The following is a 19,327-nucleotide window of genomic DNA, read 5'->3' on the forward strand; positions in this document are numbered from 1 at the left end:
ACGAGGCGCGAGCGAGGGAGGGCCGGGTGCCGGTGGAGATCACCTGGTGGGGTCATGCCACCTGCACCGTCGAGGACTCCGGGGTCCGGCTGCTCACGGACCCGCTGTTCGCCCGGCGGCTCGCGCACCTGCGGCGGCGGCGCGGGGCGGTCCCCCCGCCCGAGGCGGCGGCGGCCGACGTGGTGCTGGTCTCCCACCTGCACGCCGACCACCTGCACCTGCCGTCGCTGGCGCGGCTCGCGCCCGGCACCCGGCTGCTGGTGCCGCGGGGGGCGCGCCGGGCCGTGCCGGGGCTGGCGCGCGTCGCCGGCCTGCGTGGGCTGGCCGTGACGGAGGTGGTGCCGGGCGAGGAGGTCCCCGTACGGGACGGCCTACGGGTCCGGGCGGTCGGCGCACGGCACGACGGGCGGCGGCTGCCGTTCGGGCCGCGGCTGTGCCCGGCGCTCGGGTACGTGGTGCAGGGCGCGGCGCGGACCTACTTCGCCGGGGACACCGGGCTGTTCGACACGATGGCCGAGGAGGTCGGACCGGTGGACGTGGCCCTGCTGCCGGTGGGCGGCTGGGGGCCCTACCTCGGCCCGGGGCACCTGGACGCGGGGCGGGCGGCGCAGGCGTTGGCCCGGCTGGCGCCCGCGGCGGCGGTTCCGGTGCACTACGGGACGTACTGGCCCGTCGGGATGGACGCGGTACGGCCGCATGAATTCCACGCGCCGGGCGAGGAGTTCGAGCGGCTCGCGCGGCTACTGGCACCCGAGGTGAGCGTGCGGGTGCCTCGGCACGGCGAGCGGGTGCGACTGCCGTGACATGGCGTGACCTCGCGGCGGCGGCCGGCCAGGTGCCGCCGGAGAGCACCCAGCAGGCGGTGGGGTACCCGGCGCTGTTCCTGCTGGTCGCCCTGGGTGCGCTGGTACCCGTCATCCCGACGGGTGCACTGGTGAGTTCGGCCGCGGTGGTGGCCTTCCACCACCAGTCGCCGCCCTACGGGGTGCTGCTGGTGTTCGCCGTGTCGGCGGTCGCGGCGTTCACCGGGGACATGACGCTGTACTGGCTCGGGCAGCGCGGGGTGCGCTCCCGGGGCGGCTCGCGGTGGCTGGAGGCCCTGCGCGTCCGTGCCACGCCTGAGCGGCTGGAGCAGGCGCGGACACGGCTCGACGAGCACGGGGTACTGGTCCTGGTCCTGTCCCGGCTGGTCCCGGCGGGCCGGATCCCCGTGATGCTGGCCTGTCTGCTGGCGCAGATGCCGCTGCGCCGCTTCGCCCGCGGCGACGCGCCGGCGTGCCTGGCCTGGGCGGCGACGTACGGCCTGATCGGCATCCTGGGCGGCACGCTGTTCGCGGAGCCGTGGAAGGGCGTGGCCCTGGCGGTCGGCCTGGCCCTCGCGATCAGCGCGGGGCCCCCGCTGTGGCGCCGGCTGTGGCCGAGGCCGTGAACCGGCCCCGAACGACGGCCGAAGCCACGAGCCGCCCCGTCCGATGCCCGCCGGCCGCTACCGGTCCTCGCCGTGTCCCGGTCGCGCGGCGGCCGGCGGGAAGGACAGGCCCGTCGGGGTGCTCAGGCCGGTGAAGGCGAGCGTGACCTGTCCGCCGCCCGTCTCGCGGACCCGTACCACCCGGTTGTTGAAGCCGTCGGCCACATAGAGGTTGCCCGTGCCGTCGAGCGCGAGGCCCAGCGGGGAGTTGAGACCGGTGACGGGCACGGTGCTCTGCGCACCGCCGCCCGCGGCCGACTTCACCACACGGTTGTTGCCGCTGTCGGAGATGTAGAGGTCACCGGCGGCGTTCAGGGCCAGACCGGTCGGCTGGGAGAGACCGGTGGTGGGCACGGTGGTCTGGCCGCTGCCGTCCACGGCCACCTCGACGACGCGGTCGTTGACGAAGTCGGAGACGTACAGCTCCCCGCCGGGCGCCCACGCGAGCCCCCAGGGGTGCAGCAGCCCGGTGGTGGGGACGGTCGTCTGCGCACCGCCGCCGGCCGGCACCTTCACGATCCGGTCGTTGAAGCTGTCGGCGATGTAGAGGTTCCCGGCCGGGTCGACGGCGAGCCCCAGCGGGCGCGACAGGCCGACGGTGGGCACGACGGTCTGCTCCCCGCCGTCGGGGGGCAGCACGAGGACCCGGTTGTTGCCGGTGTCGGAGACATAGAGCCGGCCGGCGGCGTCCCAGGCCGTACCGGTGGGCCGCACCAGGCCGTCGAACGGGACGGTGCTCTGCTCGCCGCCGTCCAGGGGCAGGGTCACCACCCGGTTGTTGCCGTAGTCGGACACGTACAGGGGCGGGCCGGCGGGCGACCGTACGTCACCGGGCCGCGCGGCGCCGCTCGTGGCTCCTGCGGCTCCCGCGGCCCCTGCGGGGAGCGCGCAGAGCAGCAGCAGCGCCACCGCGGCGGCCAGCCGTCGGGGCCACCGCCGGGCGGCCGGGGCTGCGTGCGTTCCTGACTCGGCCGTCATACGTTCCACGACTCACCCACCTGATCCGGACGGTCGGCCGGCCCGGTGCCGACCCCCGCCGACCCTAGGAAGCACCGGCCGCCGGCGTGGGAGCCACGCCATCGCGGCGGCCGTCGGCCACTCCAATGCCCCGGGGCGAGGGTGCGGCCGCCCGTGAGCAGGATCGCCACGCAGGGCGCCGGTGGAACCAGCGCATTGCATCAAGAGCGGGCACCCCCTACACCTTGGCGGCACGCGCGTCGGCCGCCCGTCGGCCGCACGCCCACCGGGCCCTCGCGGGGGGGGGCGGGATCGGGACGGGTTCCGCCAGGGCTGGACCTCAAGTGCGCTTGAGTTCATAGGGTCTTGTTCAGCGCAACCGCATGACACCGCACCGCACAGCACTGCACCGCACCGCACCGCCGACGGGGAGTCGAACCACCATGGAGTACTCGCACGACGACGCCGAACTGATCCGCCAGCCCATCGGCTACTGGAGCTGGGCGGCCTACGACGCGGTCGTGAACCGCACCCGGGGCGCCCTCGCCGAGCTCGGCACCACGCAGCCGCAGTGGTGGATCCTGGCCCGGGTCGCCCTGGCGGGCGACGAGGTCAGGACCCGGGACGAGCTGACCGAAACCCTGCGGGGCTACCTCGCAGTGGGCGCGGAGGCGCTGTCCGAGGAGATGGACACGGTCATCGTCCGGGGCTGGATCAGCCAGGACGTCGAAGGGCGCCTGGAACTGACCCCCGAGGGGCGGGAGTTCTACGACAAGGCCGCGACCCTGCAGGGGGACCTGTGGGACGAACGGCACGCGGGGATCTCCGACGAGGAGTACCTGATCACCCTCAAGGTGCTCCAGCGGTTCGTCCACAACGTGGGCGGCCGGGCCTGGCACCACTGAACCGGCCGACGCGGGGCCGGCGCGGGGCCGGCACGGGGCCGGCGCGGCGGGGTCGGGCGGTCAGGCCAGCCCGGCCAGGACCGATCCGAGGAGCTCCAGGGAGTCGCCCACGTGCGGCAGCGCCAGCGGATCAGGGGCGGTGAGCGCCGCAAGTCGCTCCTGCGGGGTGGCGCCCAGCAGCGGCCCGGTGGACAACCGCACGCGCAGCGCGCCCAGTTCGTCGGCGAACCGCTGCCCGCCGGGCGTGGGCGCGCCGAGCCGACCCCCGAGCCAGTCCTCCAGCTCCATGGCGTCCCCCACCCCGTGCCGGGCGAGTCCGGCGCGCAGCGGGGTGAGGTCGGCGTACAGGTGGCGGCCGGCCTGTGGGGGCCGGGCCAGGGCCCCGGCCGCGAGCAGCCGCCGGTGCGCCTCGGCGGCCACCACCCCGTGCAGGGCGGCGGCGGCGTACGCGCGCCCGGCCACCGCGTCGGGTTCGTCGAGGGCGTGCGCGGCGGCCCCCGCGACGGGTCCGGCGACCATCGCTCCGGTGGCGGTGAGGACGTCGAGGGTGCGGGCGCGCAGCCAGGTCCCGCGCGGGGTGTCGGGGAAGCGGGCGACGGCGGCGGGCCAGCCGGCGGGCAGCATCGCCCCGGACAGGTCGACGAGGACCGCCGCGTGCTCGGGGAGCATCTCGGCGGGGCTCAGGACCAGGGTGTCGTGGGGCCGGTGGACGGTGTCGCGCCAGCTCTCGTCGCTGACGACGAACAGCCCGGCGGATTCGGCCGCCTCGCAGGCCTCGCGCACCATCTCGGGCGGTGGCACGGTCGCGGTGGGGTCGTCGGCGACCGACAGCAGCAGCACGCGCGGGTCACCGCCCTCGGCGCGCACCCGCCGTACCGTCTCCAGCAGAGCATAGGGGTCGGGTACGCCGCCGCACTCGGCCGGGGTCGGCACGTGGTAGGCCCGCCGTCCCAGCAGCCGGACCTGCGGGGTCCACCAGGCGGGACAGGGCCGGGGCAGCATCACGTCGCCCCCGTACGCCCCGAGGAGGGCCAGCAGCAGCGCGGGGGCTCCCGGTCCCGCGGCCACGTTCTCGGGGGAGGTGGGGAGCCCGCGGCGCCCCCAATACCGGCAGGCGGCCTCCCGCACGGCGTCGCCGCCGCCCGGGGGTTCGGGGGCGGCGCGTCCCGCGGCCGCGGCGAGGACGGAGAGCAGCTCGGGGAGCACGGGCAGGCCGGGCTGGGGGGCGGGTGGCCCGTACCGGACCGGGCCGCGACCCTCGGCCGCCGTACGCTGCATCCCCGTCACCGCTTCCCGCCTTCCGCGCTCGCCGAGCCACGCACTGCCACGCCCTGCCCTGCCCGCCGGGGCCCGCGACAGCCAGCGACACGCCGCGACGCCTCACACACCCTGCCGGATCTGACCTTTATACGGGCCTTCGGGGCGGTACGCCTGTTGTGCGGGATTCCCGCCGCCCGCCCTGTCCACCCCGCCCGCCCCGCACGCCCCGCGCGTCAGCCCTCGCGCCCGACCATCGCCAGGAGTCTGGTCTGCGCGTCCGCGCCCACGGGCACGTCCACCGGCTCGGCGAACGCACCACTGGCCGCGAGCCCGTCGGCGTACGGCATGATCTCCTTGATCGAGAACTCGACGAGGCTGTCGGGCAGCCGGTCCGCGGCGCCGATGCCCCGGGCGAGGTCCCAGGTGTGCACGACGCAGTCGGCGGTCAGCTCCGAGCAGTACGCCGATCCGAGCGCGGGACCGTACGACAGCCGCACGGTCCGGTCCATCGCGCCGGACACGGCGAACGCGGCGTGCGCGGCGGCCGAGGCCCGGTCCCAGGCCGCGACCGGGTCGTCGCCGAGTACGTCCCCGGCGAAACTGTCCGCCAGTTCCTCGACGGTCCGACCCTCGCCGACCAGCGGCGGGATCCAGAGCTGCTCCGCGGTGACGTGGTTGACGAGCTGCCGCACGTTCCACTCCGTGCACGGGGTCGGCTCGCCCCACTGGTCGCCGCGGACGTCACGCACCCGCTCGCCGAAGAGCCTCAACGCCTCGGCGTGCCGTTCGAGCAGCGTGTCCGTCATGACCCTCACCGCCCTCCGCCATGGAGATGTGTCCCCCTGCAGCCACTCTCCTCGCACCCTCATCGGCCTGCCACCGCCCCGCCCGCTCTCCATGGCACGCAAGACTCCTGTCCATATGTCGAAACGGCAATCTCAGATGGCGAACTGATCGTCTACGGTGGGACCAACGCTTCGACGAGGAAACGAGGAGGGGTCCGGTCATGACCGCCGCCAGGGGAACCGCAGCCGGGGAAGCCGCCGCCAGGGGAACATCCGCCAAGGAGACGGCCGTCTACACGCACGGCCACCACGAGTCGGTGCTGCGCTCGCACCGCTGGCGTACCGCCGAGAACTCCGCGGCGTACCTGATCGGCGAGCTGCGCCCGGGGATGCGGGTGCTGGACGTCGGCTGCGGCCCGGGCACGATCACCGCGGACCTGGCGGAGCGGGTCGCGCCGGACGGCCGCGTCACCGCGGTCGACGCCGCCGAGGACGTCCTGGAACAGGCCCGCGCGTACGCGGCCGAGCGCGGCCTGGGCGACTCCGTGTCCTTCGCCACGGCCGACGTCCACGCGCTGGACTTCCCGGACGACTCCTTCGACGTGGTCCACGCCCACCAGGTACTGCAGCACGTCGGTGACCCGGTACGGGCGCTGCGCGAGATGCGGCGGGTGTGCCGGCCGGGCGGGATCGTGGCCGCGCGCGACGCCGACTACGCGGCGATGACCTGGTACCCGGCCTCGCCGGGCCTGGACGACTGGCTGGGCCTGTACCGGCGGGTGGCCCGCGCCAACGGCGGCGAACCGGACGCGGGCCGGCACCTGCGGGCCTGGGCCCGGCAAGCCGGATTCACGGACGTGACCTCCTCGGCGACCGCCTGGTGCTTCGCCACCCCGGAGGAGATCGCCTGGTGGTCGACGCTGTGGGCGGACCGTACGCAGGCCTCGGCCTACGCCGCCACCGGCGGCGGCCACACGACGCCCGCGCGGCTGGCGGCGGTCGCCGAGGCCTGGCACGCATGGGGTGCGGACCCCGACGCGTGGTTCTCGGTCCTGAACGCCGAGATCCTGTGCCGGGTCTGACGCCCCGGCGGCTCGCCGGCGGGAGCGAGCACCGGTCGGCAGAGCGTGCGCACGTGATTCCGTGCGCACGCCGGGGCGTGCCGGACATCGCCTACGAGGAGCAGTCCGACAGAGCCCGACAAAGCCCGACAGAGCCGACGCAGGTCCGGCAAGCGGGCCGCACTCCGCCTCGACGGGATCAAGAAGACGTAGGCCGCATCCGGAAGTCGTAGCGGGCGGGCAGCGGGCAGTCGGTGAGGCCGGCCCAGACTTCGGCGAGGGTCTCCTCGCCCTCCCGCAGGTCCGGGAGTTCGAACCCGTCCTCGAAGACCCGGCGAGCCGCCCGCACATGGCCCTCGGCCGCGAGCAGGCGGGCCGCGAGGAGCCGGAAGCGGCCCTGCTCACGCAGGGCGGGCCGCAGCCGGTCCCAGACGGCGCGGGCCTCGGGCAGCCGGCCCGCCGCGAGGAGGGCGGCCATCGCCTCCTGGCCGAGCGCCGACTCCGCCGCCGTCCACGGCTCGCCGCCCCGACTCTCCACGGCCAGGTCCTCGAAGGCCGCCGCGAACCCGTCGGCCGCCCGCGCCGCGTCGCCCGCCAAGGCGTCCGCCATCGCCAGGCAGCGCAGCAGCGGCCACCGCGAGGGGGCCAGCGCCAGCCCGCGCTCCCAGCTGCGTACCGCTTGGGCCACGTCCCCGGCATGCCACTGGGCCACGCCCAGGTGGTACTCCGTCAGCGGATCCGCCGGGGCCGTCTCCAGCATGTCCCGCCAGTGCGCGGCGACCAGGCTCGGCCCCGGGGGGACCACCCGGCGCGGGGCCGGCAGGACGCCCGTGCGCCAGAGCTGGAGCCACGGCTCCTGCTCCTCCCCGAGCAACTCCTCGCCGAAGGGGGTGCCCGGCAGGTCGAAGCGCCCGCACAGCAGCTCCAGCGCGCCCCAGCCCGAGCCCTGGGCCAGCCGCTCCCCCGGCTCCGTGTCGGCGATGGCGCGCCACGCCTCGTACGCCGCGTCCACCCGCTCCCGCGGCAGCACGGCGTCCAGCGCGCCCTCGGCCGCGCCACGGGCCGCCGCCCAGTCGGCGCCGTGCACCTGCGCCGGCTCCGCCGACAGCGGCCCGTACGCCTCCAGCCAGCTGAACTCCGCCCCGCCCTCCAGCCGTACGTGCTCCAGCTGGGTCCGGGCCAGCCCCGCCTGGATCTCCGCGTAGCCGCCGGTGCCCGGTTCGGTCAGCCACTCCTGCCAGCGCCGGCCGCCACCGCCGGCGCCCCACACGAACAGCTTGCGCCCGCGCAGCCGCGCGGTGGAGGTCTGCACGAGCCCGTGCCCGGCCGCGTCCAGGGAGGCGATCCAGGGCCGGACCCCGTCCGGGACCTCGTAGAAGAAGTCGGCCGGGTACTCGCCGCGCAGCGGGTACGTACGGTCCGCGCCCTCCCACTCCGGCACGGGGATGCGGCGCAGCGCGCGCTCGTAGCCGAAGTGCCAGGCCTCGTCGGCGGGGGCGAGGACGCGGGTGCCCTCGTCCTCCGGGACGGCGATGTTCGACCACCAGTAGACGGGCGCGGGCCGCTCGTGCGGATTGCGGACGCGGACGCCGACGTAGAGGAACTCCGAGTCCTCCGGGAGCCACAGGTCCACCTGGAAGGGCAGGTCGCGCAGGCGCTCCCATTCCCACAGCCGGACCATCACGCCCCCGTCCGGGGCCGGGACGAGCGCGGCGTGCACCGGGGCGCAGGACAGGGTGGTGTGCCCGGTCGCGCCGGTGTTCCACTCGATGCCGCCGGAGAACCAGGCGCCGTTGAGCGCGAAATTGGCGGGCTGGAACACCGGGTTGCGGTAGAGGAGTTCGCGACCGGTCGGCAGGTGCACGAGCGAGTGGACGCGTCCGCCCAGGCCCGGCAGCACGGTGACCCGTAGGTGCTCGTTCTCGATGACGATCGACTCGAACTCCCGCTCCGCGCGCTGCCGTCCGTACCCGTCGCGGATCCGTACGGGCAGCAGCGAGCGCAACGGCTCGTAGCCGATCTGCCGCGCCATGTCGCGCGGCATCCCGTCGCGCGCACGCTCGTCCAGGGTGTGCGCCTCGTCGGGCGCGCGCAGGGCGGGCAGCGGGTTGTCCGAGCCCAACGGGGCTGCGGGGAGGGTCAGTACGGCACGTCGGACGGTGGTGGCCATGAAGGAAATGGAACACGCCACGGCGGCCGGTGCACAGGGGTTCCGCGGATCACCACCGGTCAGGATTACGCAAAGGCGCCCACGACCAGATCCGCGAGGAGCGCGCCCGCACGCCCGTGCGGGTCCAGGTCCGGGTCGTAGATCGTGACGTTGAGCCCGGCGCAGCGCGGGGAGCCCACCAGGACGGCGAGCAGTTCGGCGAGTTCGTCGGGGAGCAGACCTCCGGGGTCGGGGCTGTCCACGGCCGGCATGACGCTCGGGTCCAGCACATCGGCGTCCAGGTGCACCCAGAACCCGGCGGTGTCCGGCGGGTGCAGCCCGTCGAGCGCCGCCCGGGCCACCGCTGCGGCGCCGCGTCGGCGGATCTCCCCGACGGTGGCCACGGAGATCCGGGCCGCGTGCAGCTCGGCGAGGTCCGGGTCGCCGTCGCGCAGCCCGAAGAGCCGTACGTCCTCGTCGCGCAGGTAGGGGCCGCGCCCCTCCAGGTCGGCGAGATCCGCCTGGCCTCGGCCGGTGGACAGGGCGAGCTCCTCGCCGCCGGCGGCTCCGACCGGGCCGTTCACGGACTCGTTGCCGGGGTGGCGGAAGTCGGCGGAGCCGTCGACGGCGGCCAGTCCGTAGCGCCCGAGGCGGCGCATGGCGAGGGCGGCGCCGAGCTGGATGGAGCAGTCACCGCCGAGTACGACGGGGAACTGCCCGGCCCGTAGGTGCCGTTCGATCCGGTCGGCGAGGGTGACGGTGTACGCGGCGAGGGCCTCGGCGTGGAACACACCGTCGCCCTCCCGCCAGTCCCCGCGGTCGTAGCGCGGCGGCACCACCACCCCGCCCTCGACGGCCCCGAGCCGGGCCGCGAGACCCTGCTCGCGCAGGGCCCCGGCGAGCTTGTAGACACCCGGCACGGTCCCGGGCGCGGGCGGACGGAGCCCGAGGTTGGAGGGCGCGTCGAGAAGCACGAGGGTTCGCATGCCTTCATCCTGTGCGACGGGCCCCCTCGGAGCCCGGCATTTTCGGCGGTGACGGCCCGGCGCCCGTGGTCGCGCCGGGCCGTGGGGGGGCGGCCCGGCGCCCACGACCGTCAGTACCAGCCTTCGCGGTCGTCGAGGGTGAGCTCCGCGACGGCCGCGTCCTGGACGCCCTCGACGTCGCGAATGTAGGGATCGACATTCGGATCGTGGGTGCAGAAGGTGACGGTGGCGGTCAGGAGGTCGTCGTCCACCCCGCCCATGGAAAGAATGACGTACGACCGCACTTCCCGGTCCCCGAATTTCCGCTCGGCTTCGACGAGACAGCTGAAGGCATAGGCAAGACACCTCCTGAGGAGGGGGCCGGTCCGCTCGGATTCCGCCGGCGGGAGGTCATGGTCGATCATGCCTCGTCCGTTGATCGACGTCTCCTCCTGGAGCACGTCGAAATACGAGCTGGTGAACTCGGGAACCAGTCCGAACAGCACACGGGCGCCGTTCGGGGTGTACGACCAGCCCTCAGCCGCCACCTCGCGGAACATGGGAGGGACGTCCCGGTCCGTGAGCTCCTCGGCGGGGTACTCCGCCAGCATCCGGGCCATCTTCTCGTTCGTTTTCATGACTATCCCTCACCGAGAGCGGCGAGGCCCTTTCTGATTGCGGCGACGAATCCAGGGCTGTTCCCCACGGCCTTTTCGATGGAACGCGGAAGTCCATCGAACTTCCCCGTCTCGAAATTGTACTGATACTTCTCCGTCTTGTTGGCCTGGTCCTGGAAATGCAGCTGCCCCGGACGTCCGCCGGGATTCGGGTTCTCCACATCGATGCGGTACTGCCCGTGGTTCCACAGCGTCTTGCTCGTGATCTGCGTGCCGTTGGCCCCGATCATCCCCTTGGCATCGGGGTCCTTGATGCCGTAGAGATCACGCATCTCATCGATGCGGTTCTTCACCACGTCCGGGTGGTACGGGTCCTTCTCGAATCCCGGCTGGGAGGTGTAGCCCTCCCGGAGCGGCGTGTACTTGGGTGCGAGGCCCAGGGGGTCGAACCAGGTCAGGGGGTTGTGTACGTAGGTTGACGGGTTGGGTGCCGCGGCCAGCCCGATGGGATCGAGGGTGAGGTATCGCGCCGCTTCCGGGTCGTAGTGGCGGAAGTAGTTGTAGTGGAGCCCGGATTCGGGATCGAAGTACTGCCCGGGGAAGCGGAGTGGCGTGTACGCCGCACTCGAGCTGCTCCAGGTCGTGGTGCCCCAGATCGTGCTGCGTGAACGCCATGCCACATGGCCGGATTCGTCGACGAGTTCACCTGGGGTGCCGACGAGGTCCGTGACGAGGGCGAAGAAGCGTTCGTCGACCACTTCCTGTGCGTCGTCCGCCGTGAGGAGGCGCTCGGTCTGCGCCAGCGGGCGCAGACCGTTGTGGTCCCAGGTGGTGGCCACCGGATGGGGCAGCTCGGGTGCGGTGGCGACCTGTTCGCACAGGGTGCTTCCGTCCCAGGTGAAGGTCACCTGCTCCACCACCGTAGCCCCGTCGTCCCCGAGTCGCTGTTTGGCGACGCGGCGGCCGAGCGGGTCGTAGAGGTACTGCCACACCGTGCCGTCCGGTGTCGTCACCTTCGCCAGGCGGTCCTCCGCATTCCACACGTAGTACCAGGTGTCCGCCTTGCGGGAGATCCGCTTCTTCCGCCGGACCGTGACCCGGCCGAGGTCGTCGCGCTCGTAGCGGATGCTTCCGGCCTCGATCAGCGCGGTACCCGCGTACGAACGCCGACCGGTCGCCTCCTGCGCGGCGTGCGAGCGGGGCCAGTGCGCCTCGGTCTGGTTACCGGCCTCGTCGTACGCGTACTGCTCGGTCCAGTTCGCGGCCCGTACGGCGGTCACGCGGCCGGCCGGATCCAGGTCGAACCTCTTGGTCCCCGTCCGATCGTCCGCGAGGGCGACGAGATGACCGTCGGCGCGGTAGGTGTAGTCGCGCCGCTGGATGGCGCGGCCCCGGCTACTGACCTGCTGGCTGGTGAGCCGGCCCATGGCATCGACCTGCGACACCAGAGAGAGCGACTCCCCGATGTGGCGGGCCCTCTCATGTCCCGCGGCGTCGTGTTCGAAGGTGACCGCGCGCTCCGACGTCGTGAGGGAGACGCGGCGCCCCGCAGCGTCGTAACTCCACCTGCTGACGACACCGCTGGGGGTGGTGCGGCTCACCCGGCGGCCGAGCAGGTCGTACGCGTACCGGACCGTCCGGCCGTTCACCGTCTCGTGGTCGAGACGTCCGTGGCGGTCTCGGATGACGTCGAGCGTCGCATCCGGTCCGACTGCGTGCGTAATCTGGTCGAACAGGTCGTACTCGAAAGTGGTCGTACGGCCGTCGGCCTCCTTGGAGACCACATTGTCGAGCACATCACGCACGTAGCGCACCACTCAGCCCGCCGCATCGGTCCGTGCCGTGAGCCGGCCGGCGGCATCGCGCGCGTACGAAACGATCCGGCCGTCGAAATCGGACTCGGACACCAGACGGCCCACCGCGTCGTACTCGTAGTCCCAGGTCAGGCCATGGGGGCTGCGCACCTGTGTCAGACGGAGCTCATGGTCGTGCAAGAACTCGTGGCGCGCCCCGTCGGGGCCCGTACGGGCGGTCATGAGGTCGAAGTGCGTGTACTCGAACCGGGACACGGCGCCCATGGCATCCGTGTGGGTCAGGCAGTTGCCCTCGCCGTCGTAGGTCCACCATTACTCGGAGCCGTCACCATCGACACGGTGGGTGAGCCGGCCCTCCGGTGTCCACTCCAGGCGGGTGGTGCTGCCGACCGGGTCGACCAGGAGGATCGGGCGTCCGAATCCGTCGCGCTCGATCCGGGTGGTGTGGCCGAGTGGGTCGATCACCTCGATGGGCAGCCCCGCACCGTCGCTGAGGATCCGGGTGGTGTTGCCGAGCGCGTCGGTGACTGCGGTGGTACGGCCGCTTTCGTCGTACGTGTAGCGGGTGACGGCACCGGCCGAGTCCTCGACCAGGACCCCGTTGCCACGTTCGTCGTACTGCAGGCGAACGGTCGTCCGATCGGGATGGGTGATGCGCGTCGGCAGCCCCATCGCACCGTAGTCCGCCGACAGCTCCCGACCGTCCGGCCGTATCACGGACAGGGGACGGCTAGCCCCGTCGTAGGTGAAGCGGGTCGAGCGACCGAGGGGATCCGTATGGGTCAGCAGCCGGTTGTACCTGTCGCGCTCGAAGCGCGTGACCTCGCCGTGCGGATCGATCTCCGCGCAGATCTGGTGTGCTTCGTTGATGAGGTAGCGGTGGACGGCCCCACTGCTGGTGGTCGCCGTCGTGACACGCCGGCCCGTGTCGGGGTCGTGTCCGTACTCCAGGCGGAGCGCGACGTGACCCTCCGCACCGCCCTCGGCGACACAGCGGTCGTGCTCGTCGTAGGCGTACTCGTAGCGGCTTTCGTTGGTATCGGTCCATGACGTCACCCGGCCGCGGTCGTCGTAGGTGAAGCGCAGGGGCAGACCGGAGGAGTTGGTGACATCGGTCAGATGGCCGTCGGTATAGCCGTAGCGGAGCACCTCCTGGTCACGGCCGTCAGGTGCGGCACCGGCCAGGTGAAGCGCGGTGATCCGACCCTGATCGGAGGTCAGTTCCAGGCGGTAGCCGCCATGGTGGACGATCGAGCTGGGCGCACCGGAGGCGGCATCGTATTCGAACGTGATCCAGTTTCCGTTGCGGTCGTCGATCTGGACGAGCCGGGCCTCTTCCGGATCGCGCGTCTCGAAGCGACGCACCCGACCGGTGTCCGGATCCGTGATCGCGTAGTCCCCGTTCGCGTCGCAGTCGAGCGGCCACCGCGGACCGTGGGTCGGCAGGACGGGAACGCCGGGCGCCGGGTGGGGGTAGCTGAGGAGCAGGCCGTCCTCGGAGACGAAGACGAGCCCTTCCGGGTCGATCTCCAGGCGCTGGTCGGCGGTGGACGACCAGGAGGGACCGAACCAGCGGCCGGCGCGGTAGTCGGACGCGACCCTGCGGCGGAACACGAGGGACAGTGTGCCGGGAAGGGCGACATCTGTCTGGGGCAGGTACATGGCGCCGGTAGCCAGGTCGATCGGGTCCGACGGGTCCGACTCCGCCGCCCTTTCCGTTCGGGACGGGTTGGCGGGGTCGTCCACGCCCCGGCGCGCGGGACCCTTGATGTCGTCGAGGTGCTTGGCGGTGGAGGCGACCTTCTTGGCGGTGCCGAGGCCCTTGGAGCCGACGAGTTCGGGTATGAGTTTGCCGATGCCTTCCGAGGGGTCCTTCATGAACTCGTCGAGCATCTGCTTGCCCGCGCCCATCGGGTCGTTGGCCATGGTGACCAGCCCGGCCGCGGTCGAGTTCAGGTTGGTCAGGTACTCCGCGGGGTGGGTCAGGTTGTAGGGGTCCAACGGGTTCAGGCCGCGGGCGAAGTTGACCACGCCGGCCGTGCCCTTGAGGACGCCCCCGACCAGGTGGGTGGAGGCGAGGTCGAGGTAGTCGAGGCCGTCGCTGAGCTGCTTGGCATACGAGGGCTTGGGCGGGGCCGCGTCCCGAGCCGCACGGACGGCCGCGGCGACGGTCTCGGCCTGCTCGTTGCGCTGCGTGCGGGCGCCCACGAGCTTCTCGTGTGCAGCCTTGGCCATGGCCTCGCCGGGGTCGGGGTAGTCCTCCGACGGCCGCGGTGGCAGGTGGTCCGACTTCGCCTTCAGGGCGTCGTTGTAGGTCTTGCGGAGCTTCTCGTGCGCGTCGTGGGCGTCCTGGGAGGCCTTCAGCGCCTTGTTGTAGTCGTCCAGTGCCTCCTTGGCCTTGCCCTGGGCCCACTCGACGGTTTCGGCGAACCGGCCCATGGCCTCGGCGGCCTTCCCGAAGGCGTCGGCCGCCTTGAACCAGCGCGGCGGCTCCTTCGCAACGGCCTCGCGGAAGGCGGTGGCGGCATCGCCCTTGAGCCCGTCGGGCTCGGTCAGGTTCTTCAGACCGTTGCCGACGGACTCGAAGGCCTTCTTGAAGTCGTTGAGGTGGGCGACCTGCTCTCGGATCTTCGAAGGGCTGCCGTAGACCAGCCGCTTCGGGTCATCGGTCTGGCCGAGTTCGAGCTCGGCGACGTCCGCGCCGAGCTGGTTCGCGGCCGAGCGGCTCTTGTCGCGGACCCAGTCGCCCGCATCGTGCAGACCGACGTCGTCGGCGAGGCCGGCGACCTTGTCACCGCCCCATTCGACGAAGTCACCGACGTCCTCGGTACGGTCCTCGACCCAGTCCTCCGCCGAGTCCGGTACCCAATCCCGCCATCCCATCTAGCTCTTCCCCCCGTTGCTCACGCCGGTCTGGTCCAGCAGGTCCATCAACGAACCGACCTTCCCGTTGGAGGTAACCGCGTCCTTCGTGTCCGACCAGGTCTGCTTCATGTCCTGCTGACCCTTGTCGAACGACTCGGCGCTGTAGTCGGGCTTGTAGACGTCCGCGCGGAAGATGTCGCCCCACTTCTTCTGCTCGATCTCGTCCTCGCCGGCATACGGGTTTCCGTACGCGGCGTTCGCGACGACCTTGAAGGAGCCCTGGATGTACTGCTCCTCCTCCCACATAGTCCCCGCCGCGATCCCCAGGTTCCCCGCGAGCGTCGACGCGTCCTGGATCAGGGCCCGGACACCCCATTCCCAGCGCTCGCAGAAGTCCTCGAAGTCGGTCGCCAGCCCTGCGTGCCCGGTCTCCATCCCCGTCATCGACAGGTTCTCGAACCCGGCGCCCTGCGACGCTCCCGCCGCGTCCCCGGATTCACGCAGCTCCGAAATCGCCGCCCTCAAGCCGCTCTGGATCGCCGCGACCGCCTGCGGGGAGACTTCGAGGTCGCCGTTGCCCGCCATCAGGCCACCGCCCGGCCACCGTCGGCGTCCGGATCGACGTCCACGGCAAACGCGTCCGGGACGATACCGGCCACCGGCGGAACAGCATCGACCCGTCGCCGTCCGCCACGTCGACCGCGACCCCCGTCGGACGGTCCGACATCGGCACCACCGCGTCCACGATCCGCGCGCCGAGCATCGTCAGGTACGCCCACTCACGGTCGCCTTCACCACGCGCCTGCGCGAACCGGAACAGCGCTTCCTCGTTCGTGAACGCGTACAGCCAGCGGATCCCGCCGGACACCGCCGACATCAGACCACCGGCGGCAACGAAGAGATGTTCGGCGTCGGTATCGGCGTCGGTCGCGGTGAGTGGCAGGAGCAGAGCAGTACGGCGGAACTCCCCCACCAAGCGAGCAGGATCCCCCCGGCCTTCACGGTAACCAGCTATCTGTTCGGTCAGTCCCATGGCGCCGTGTTCCCTCCGCATGATGCACACGAAGGACGAACAGTATCTTGATCGCACAATTTGATCGACATCGTCGCAGGGCGGTGGCACCATCACAGCGTGATCATGGACGAGACGACGCGGATGAAGGCGCTCCGCAGGGCCGCGACGAACAACGCCGCGTGGTGCGAAGCTGTTTGTCGTGCGCACGGACTGTCACCGCGGTACGACGGCGAGCAGCTCTGGTTCAGCGCGCGGCGGACTCCGCCGATGTATCCCGACGCCGTGACCCTGGAGCCGGCCGTGTCGGCGCGGAGCGTGGTCCGGGGTGTCGACATCGCCTCCCCCGGCTGCTCCGTGAAGGACAGCTTCGCCGACCTGGATCTTGTCGGGGACGGCTTCGAGGTGCTCTTCGAGGCGCAGTGGATCCACCGGCCCGCCGGGGCGCCGATGCCCGAGCCGGACGCCGAGGCGGCCGGGTTGGAGTGGTCCGAGGTCGCGGACGCCGAGGAACTGGCGGCCTGGGAGGCCGCCTTCGAGGGAGGGGACGGCTCCGGGGGCGACAGGACGTTCCGGCCGGCCCTGCTCCGCGACGGGATCGTGTTCCTGGCCGGTCGGGCCGACGGCCGGATCGTCGCCGGCGCCGTCGCGAGCACCGGCGGGGGCGTCGTCGGCGTGTCCAACCTGTTCGGGCCCGCCTGGCCGGGTGTCCTCGGCGCGGTCTGCGCCCGGTGGCCGGGGCTGGACGTGGTCGGCTACGAACACGGGGAGGACCTGGAGACTGCGGTCCGGGCCGGGTTCACCGCGATCGGGCCGCTGCGGGTATGGCTGCGTCCGAACGGGACCGGCACTGTTTTGGCGCAGTGATCGACTTCCGGTGAGACTGACGCCGTGACATCGAATCAAACAGGCCGTCTCATCGGCGCCATATTCGGGCTCGTCTTCGTCGCGGCGAACGCCGGAACCCTACCCACGGTCGCCGCCGTCCCGCTGCGCGTGCTCGCGGTCGTCTCGTTCGTCGCCCTGTTCATCGCACTGCGCCGGACACGGACGACCCCGGCTGCCGACGACGAGAGCATGGGCGCGGCCGCGGCCGCGGCCGCGCCGAAGAGGTTCGGGCGGGGCTATCGGCTCGTGGTGGCCGCCGAAGTGGTCGCCGCGCTGGCCGGTTTCCTCGTCATCACCCGCGTACTGCACGCCCCGCAGGCCTCGGTGGCCTGGCTCAGCCTGGTCGTCGGGCTGCACTTCTTCGGTCTCGCCGCCGTCTGGCGCATGCCCTCGCTGCGATGGCTGGCGGCGGCGATGACCGCCTGCGGCGCCGCCGGTCTCGTGCTGGCCGCGTGCGGTGCCTCGCTCGCCGTCATCGCGACCGTCGCGGGCATCGCCCCCGGCGCCCTGCTCCTCGGCGCCGTCTGGTGGAGCCTGCGCACGCCTTAGCCCATCCCCAGGTCCAGCCGCGGGACGTCGGTGCGCTCGATGCCGAAGACCTGTGCGTACAGGGCGAGTTCGACCTCCAGCGCACGCACCATGGTGTCCGCCCGGCGGAAACCGTGGCCCTCGCCCTCGAAGGTCACGTACGCGTGCGGCACCCCTACCGGCCGCCCCCGCAGGGCGTCGAGCAGCCGTTCCGCCTGGGCCGGCGGGCAGATCGGGTCCTCCAGCCCTTGCAGGAGGACGAACGGCGCCGTGATCCCGTCGGCGCGGGCCACCGGGGAACGCTCGCGGTTGAGTACGGCCAGGGTCTGCGGCGGCCCCGCCAGGCTCTCGACGTAGCGGGATTCCAGGTCGTGGGTCTCCTCGGCGAAGCCCTGCAGGTCCAGCACCGGGTAGATGATCGCGGCGCACGCGTACAGGTCGGTGGCGGCGAGCGAGGCCGCGGCCGTCCAACCGCCCGCGCTACCGCCGCGGATGGCGAGCCGGGCGGGGTCGGCGGTGCCCTCGGCGGCCAGCGCGCGGGCGACCGCCGCGCAGTCCTCCACGTCCACCACGCCCCACTGCTCGCGCAGCCGCTCCCGGTAGGCGCGGCCGTAGCCGGTGGAACCGCCGTAGTTCACCTCGACCGCGCCGATGCCCCGCGAGGTGAAGTAGGCGATCTGCAGGTCGAGTACGGGCGGCACGTGGTCGGTGGGGCCGCCGTGCGCCCAGATCACGTACGGGGGCAGTTCGTCGGCGGGGGCCCGGCAGGCCGGGTGGTGCGGCGGGTAGACGTACGCGTGGATCTGCCGGTTGTCGGGGCCGAGGAAGGTGCGGCTCTGCGGCTCCGGATAGTAGGCCGGGTCCACCGGGTCCGGGCGCTGCGCGCCGACCGCCCGGGCGTGCCCGGTGGCGGTGTCCAGTTCGACCACCTCGTACGCGCTGCGCGGGCTGGCGGCGACCCCGTAGACCCGGGTGCCGTGCACGGCGAGGGTCGGCTGCCAGGCGGTCCACGGCCCGGCGGCGTCCACCAGGTCGCCGCTCTCCGGGTCGAGGATGCCGAGCACCGAGGAGCCCTGTCCGTGCAGGACGGCGACGAGCCCGGCCCCCGAGCCCGCCGGGTGCGGGGTGTCTCCGGGCAGCGGTGCCAGCCAGCGCAGCCCCGGCTTCCACAGCGGGCCGCCGAACTCCTCCTCCCGCGGACAGAGGTTGATCGCCCAGCCGGTCCGCGGATCCACGCCGTACGGGTTCCACCAGCCGCCGCGGTCGCTGACCGCGAGCAGGTTGCCCTCGGCCGTCCACTCGACCTGGGCGACGGCCTCGTCGGGGCCGCCGAGCACGGTCCGGGCGTCGGCGAGTTCCCCGGCGCCGGTGACCTCGGCGACCCGCAGCTCGGTACCGTCCCACGGCATCCGGGGGTGGTCCCACACCAGCCAGGCGGCGCGCCGGCCGTCCGGGGAGAGCCGGGGCCCGGTGGTGAACCGGTAGCGGTCGTGCGTCAACTCCCGCACCGCGCTGCGGTTCCCGGCCGCCGAGCCGTCCAGCGGTACGGCGGCCAGGACACGGCGCACATCGGTGGGGCCGGGCCCGGTGAACTCCTCCAGCACGCACCACACCTCGTCGCCGCGCAGCACCGGGTCGGCCCAGCGCAGGCCGCCGCCGGTCCCGGAGACCGGGGTCAGGGGCCGCGGCTCGGGGTTGCCGGGGGCGTCGGGCTCGTACGCGTACAGCCGCTGGTCGGCGAAGTGGACGAAGACCAACAGGGGCCCACCGGAAGGCCGTTCGGCGCCGGCCCAGGGCAGGCCGCCGTACTCGGTGACCCGACTGCGCACGTTCCACGGGGCCGGCAGTTCGGTGATCTCCGGCGCGCCGTCGGCGGCGAGGCGGCGGCGCACCAGGGTGCGGCGGCCGGCCTCCTCGGGCCGGGGTTCGGTCCACCACACCTCGGGGCCGACCGTGCCCAGGTACTCGGGCCGCCCGTCGAGGGAGGCGGTGAGGCCCGCGTCGAGGGGTGAGGGCCAACTGCCGTAGGGCCGGGTCGTGGCCGCCATCACCT

15 protein-coding genes and 1 pseudogene are annotated in these 19,327 nt (G+C 72.9%); 6 read left to right on the top strand and 10 right to left on the bottom strand.

Features of this window, described 5'->3' with window-relative positions; all coding sequences use genetic code 11:
* The first annotated feature begins 26 nt into the window (after positions 1 to 26).
* Complete coding sequence (locus BCL76_RS01720) at positions 27 to 803, top strand: MBL fold metallo-hydrolase (RefSeq protein ID WP_181382398.1); 777 nt, start codon at positions 27 to 29, stop codon at positions 801 to 803.
* Positions 800 to 1,429 (top strand): DedA family protein, encoded by a 630-nt coding sequence (locus BCL76_RS01725; RefSeq protein ID WP_109777451.1) that lies wholly within the window; start codon positions 800 to 802, stop codon positions 1,427 to 1,429. The genes BCL76_RS01720 and BCL76_RS01725 overlap by 4 nt, the downstream gene beginning before the upstream one ends.
* Before the next feature lie 57 nt (positions 1,430 to 1,486).
* On the opposite strand, the gene BCL76_RS01730 is transcribed toward BCL76_RS01725, so the two are convergent.
* Positions 1,487 to 2,446 carry an SMP-30/gluconolactonase/LRE family protein gene (locus BCL76_RS01730; RefSeq protein WP_109777452.1) on the bottom strand — a complete coding sequence of 320 codons (960 nt, stop codon included), beginning with the start codon at positions 2,444 to 2,446 and terminating at the stop codon, positions 1,487 to 1,489.
* Positions 2,447 to 2,868: 422 nt separating this feature from the next.
* Between BCL76_RS01730 and BCL76_RS01735 the strand changes: the two genes are divergently transcribed.
* Entirely contained in the window at positions 2,869 to 3,330 is a 462-nt protein-coding gene (locus tag BCL76_RS01735; protein ID WP_109777453.1) for a MarR family winged helix-turn-helix transcriptional regulator, read from the top strand.
* A gap of 60 nt (positions 3,331 to 3,390) precedes the next feature.
* Here BCL76_RS01735 and BCL76_RS01740 read toward each other — a convergent pair whose 3' ends face one another.
* Together BCL76_RS01740 and BCL76_RS01745 are read right to left on the bottom strand one after the other, a co-directional pair.
* Positions 3,391 to 4,608: an aminotransferase class I/II-fold pyridoxal phosphate-dependent enzyme gene (locus BCL76_RS01740; protein WP_109777454.1), complete on the bottom strand. Its 1,218-nt coding sequence runs from the start codon at positions 4,606 to 4,608 to the stop codon at positions 3,391 to 3,393.
* 215 nt (positions 4,609 to 4,823) lie between these two features.
* The gene (locus BCL76_RS01745; RefSeq protein WP_109777455.1) at positions 4,824 to 5,396 is read right to left on the bottom strand and encodes a TIGR03086 family metal-binding protein; all 573 of its coding nucleotides are present in this window, start codon (positions 5,394 to 5,396) and stop codon (positions 4,824 to 4,826) included.
* 200 nt (positions 5,397 to 5,596) lie between these two features.
* Between BCL76_RS01745 and BCL76_RS01750 the strand changes: the two genes are divergently transcribed.
* The gene (locus BCL76_RS01750; protein WP_109777456.1) at positions 5,597 to 6,457 is read left to right on the top strand and encodes a methyltransferase domain-containing protein; all 861 of its coding nucleotides are present in this window, start codon (positions 5,597 to 5,599) and stop codon (positions 6,455 to 6,457) included.
* 178 nt (positions 6,458 to 6,635) lie between these two features.
* Here BCL76_RS01750 and BCL76_RS01755 read toward each other — a convergent pair whose 3' ends face one another.
* The 6 genes and pseudogenes from BCL76_RS01755 to BCL76_RS01780 form a co-directional block, all read right to left on the bottom strand.
* Positions 6,636 to 8,606, bottom strand: coding sequence for a DUF5107 domain-containing protein (locus BCL76_RS01755; protein ID WP_109777457.1), 1,971 nt, complete (start codon positions 8,604 to 8,606; stop codon positions 6,636 to 6,638).
* A gap of 65 nt (positions 8,607 to 8,671) precedes the next feature.
* Positions 8,672 to 9,571: an arginase family protein gene (locus BCL76_RS01760; RefSeq protein WP_109777458.1), complete on the bottom strand. Its 900-nt coding sequence runs from the start codon at positions 9,569 to 9,571 to the stop codon at positions 8,672 to 8,674.
* Positions 9,572 to 9,681: 110 nt separating this feature from the next.
* Positions 9,682 to 10,161, bottom strand: coding sequence for a hypothetical protein (locus tag BCL76_RS01765; RefSeq protein ID WP_146228292.1), 480 nt, complete (start codon positions 10,159 to 10,161; stop codon positions 9,682 to 9,684).
* Positions 10,162 to 10,190: 29 nt separating this feature from the next.
* Positions 10,191 to 14,864: pseudogene (locus tag BCL76_RS40600) on the bottom strand (putative T7SS-secreted protein).
* Positions 14,865 to 15,431 carry a hypothetical protein gene (locus tag BCL76_RS01775; protein WP_109777460.1) on the bottom strand — a complete coding sequence of 189 codons (567 nt, stop codon included), beginning with the start codon at positions 15,429 to 15,431 and terminating at the stop codon, positions 14,865 to 14,867.
* Positions 15,343 to 15,879, bottom strand: a complete 537-nt coding sequence (locus tag BCL76_RS01780; protein ID WP_309136787.1) for a hypothetical protein — start codon at positions 15,877 to 15,879, stop codon at positions 15,343 to 15,345. Before BCL76_RS01780 ends, BCL76_RS01775 begins: the two co-directional genes overlap by 89 nt.
* A 105-nt stretch (positions 15,880 to 15,984) precedes the next feature.
* Here BCL76_RS01780 and BCL76_RS01785 point away from each other — a divergent pair, with 105 nt between their 5' ends.
* Positions 15,985 to 16,725 (top strand): hypothetical protein, encoded by a 741-nt coding sequence (locus tag BCL76_RS01785; RefSeq protein ID WP_258309316.1) that lies wholly within the window; start codon positions 15,985 to 15,987, stop codon positions 16,723 to 16,725.
* Between the two features lie 24 nt (positions 16,726 to 16,749).
* Positions 16,750 to 17,295, top strand: coding sequence for a hypothetical protein (locus BCL76_RS01790; RefSeq protein WP_109777461.1), 546 nt, complete (start codon positions 16,750 to 16,752; stop codon positions 17,293 to 17,295).
* Here the strand turns inward: BCL76_RS01790 and BCL76_RS01795 are convergent.
* Positions 17,292 to 19,322: a prolyl oligopeptidase family serine peptidase gene (locus BCL76_RS01795; protein WP_109777462.1), complete on the bottom strand. Its 2,031-nt coding sequence runs from the start codon at positions 19,320 to 19,322 to the stop codon at positions 17,292 to 17,294. The two genes, BCL76_RS01790 and BCL76_RS01795, sit on opposite strands and share 4 nt — an antisense overlap.
* Between the last annotated feature and the right edge of the window lie 5 nt (positions 19,323 to 19,327).

Source organism: Streptomyces sp. CG 926, from assembly GCF_003148825.1.
In the GTDB taxonomy this organism is placed as follows: domain Bacteria; phylum Actinomycetota; class Actinomycetes; order Streptomycetales; family Streptomycetaceae; genus Streptomyces.

Bases quoted from the DNA above. Each gene is read 5' to 3' on its own strand.
- BCL76_RS01730 (WP_109777452.1), bottom strand. From the start codon at position 2,446: ATGACGGCCGAGTCAGGAACGCACGCAGCCCCGGCCGCCCGGCGGTGG.
- BCL76_RS01735 (WP_109777453.1), top strand. From the start codon at position 2,869: ATGGAGTACTCGCACGACGACGCCGAACTGATCCGCCAGCCCATCGGC.
- BCL76_RS01740 (WP_109777454.1), bottom strand. From the start codon at position 4,608: ATGCAGCGTACGGCGGCCGAGGGTCGCGGCCCGGTCCGGTACGGGCCA.
- BCL76_RS01745 (WP_109777455.1), bottom strand. From the start codon at position 5,396: ATGACGGACACGCTGCTCGAACGGCACGCCGAGGCGTTGAGGCTCTTC.
- BCL76_RS01750 (WP_109777456.1), top strand. From the start codon at position 5,597: ATGACCGCCGCCAGGGGAACCGCAGCCGGGGAAGCCGCCGCCAGGGGA.
- BCL76_RS01755 (WP_109777457.1), bottom strand. From the start codon at position 8,606: ATGGCCACCACCGTCCGACGTGCCGTACTGACCCTCCCCGCAGCCCCG.
- BCL76_RS01760 (WP_109777458.1), bottom strand. From the start codon at position 9,571: ATGCGAACCCTCGTGCTTCTCGACGCGCCCTCCAACCTCGGGCTCCGT.
- BCL76_RS01765 (WP_146228292.1), bottom strand. From the start codon at position 10,161: ATGCTGGCGGAGTACCCCGCCGAGGAGCTCACGGACCGGGACGTCCCT.
- BCL76_RS01775 (WP_109777460.1), bottom strand. From the start codon at position 15,431: ATGGCGGGCAACGGCGACCTCGAAGTCTCCCCGCAGGCGGTCGCGGCG.
- BCL76_RS01780 (WP_309136787.1), bottom strand. From the start codon at position 15,879: ATGGGACTGACCGAACAGATAGCTGGTTACCGTGAAGGCCGGGGGGAT.
- BCL76_RS01785 (WP_258309316.1), top strand. From the start codon at position 15,985: ATGGACGAGACGACGCGGATGAAGGCGCTCCGCAGGGCCGCGACGAAC.
- BCL76_RS01795 (WP_109777462.1), bottom strand. From the start codon at position 19,322: ATGGCGGCCACGACCCGGCCCTACGGCAGTTGGCCCTCACCCCTCGAC.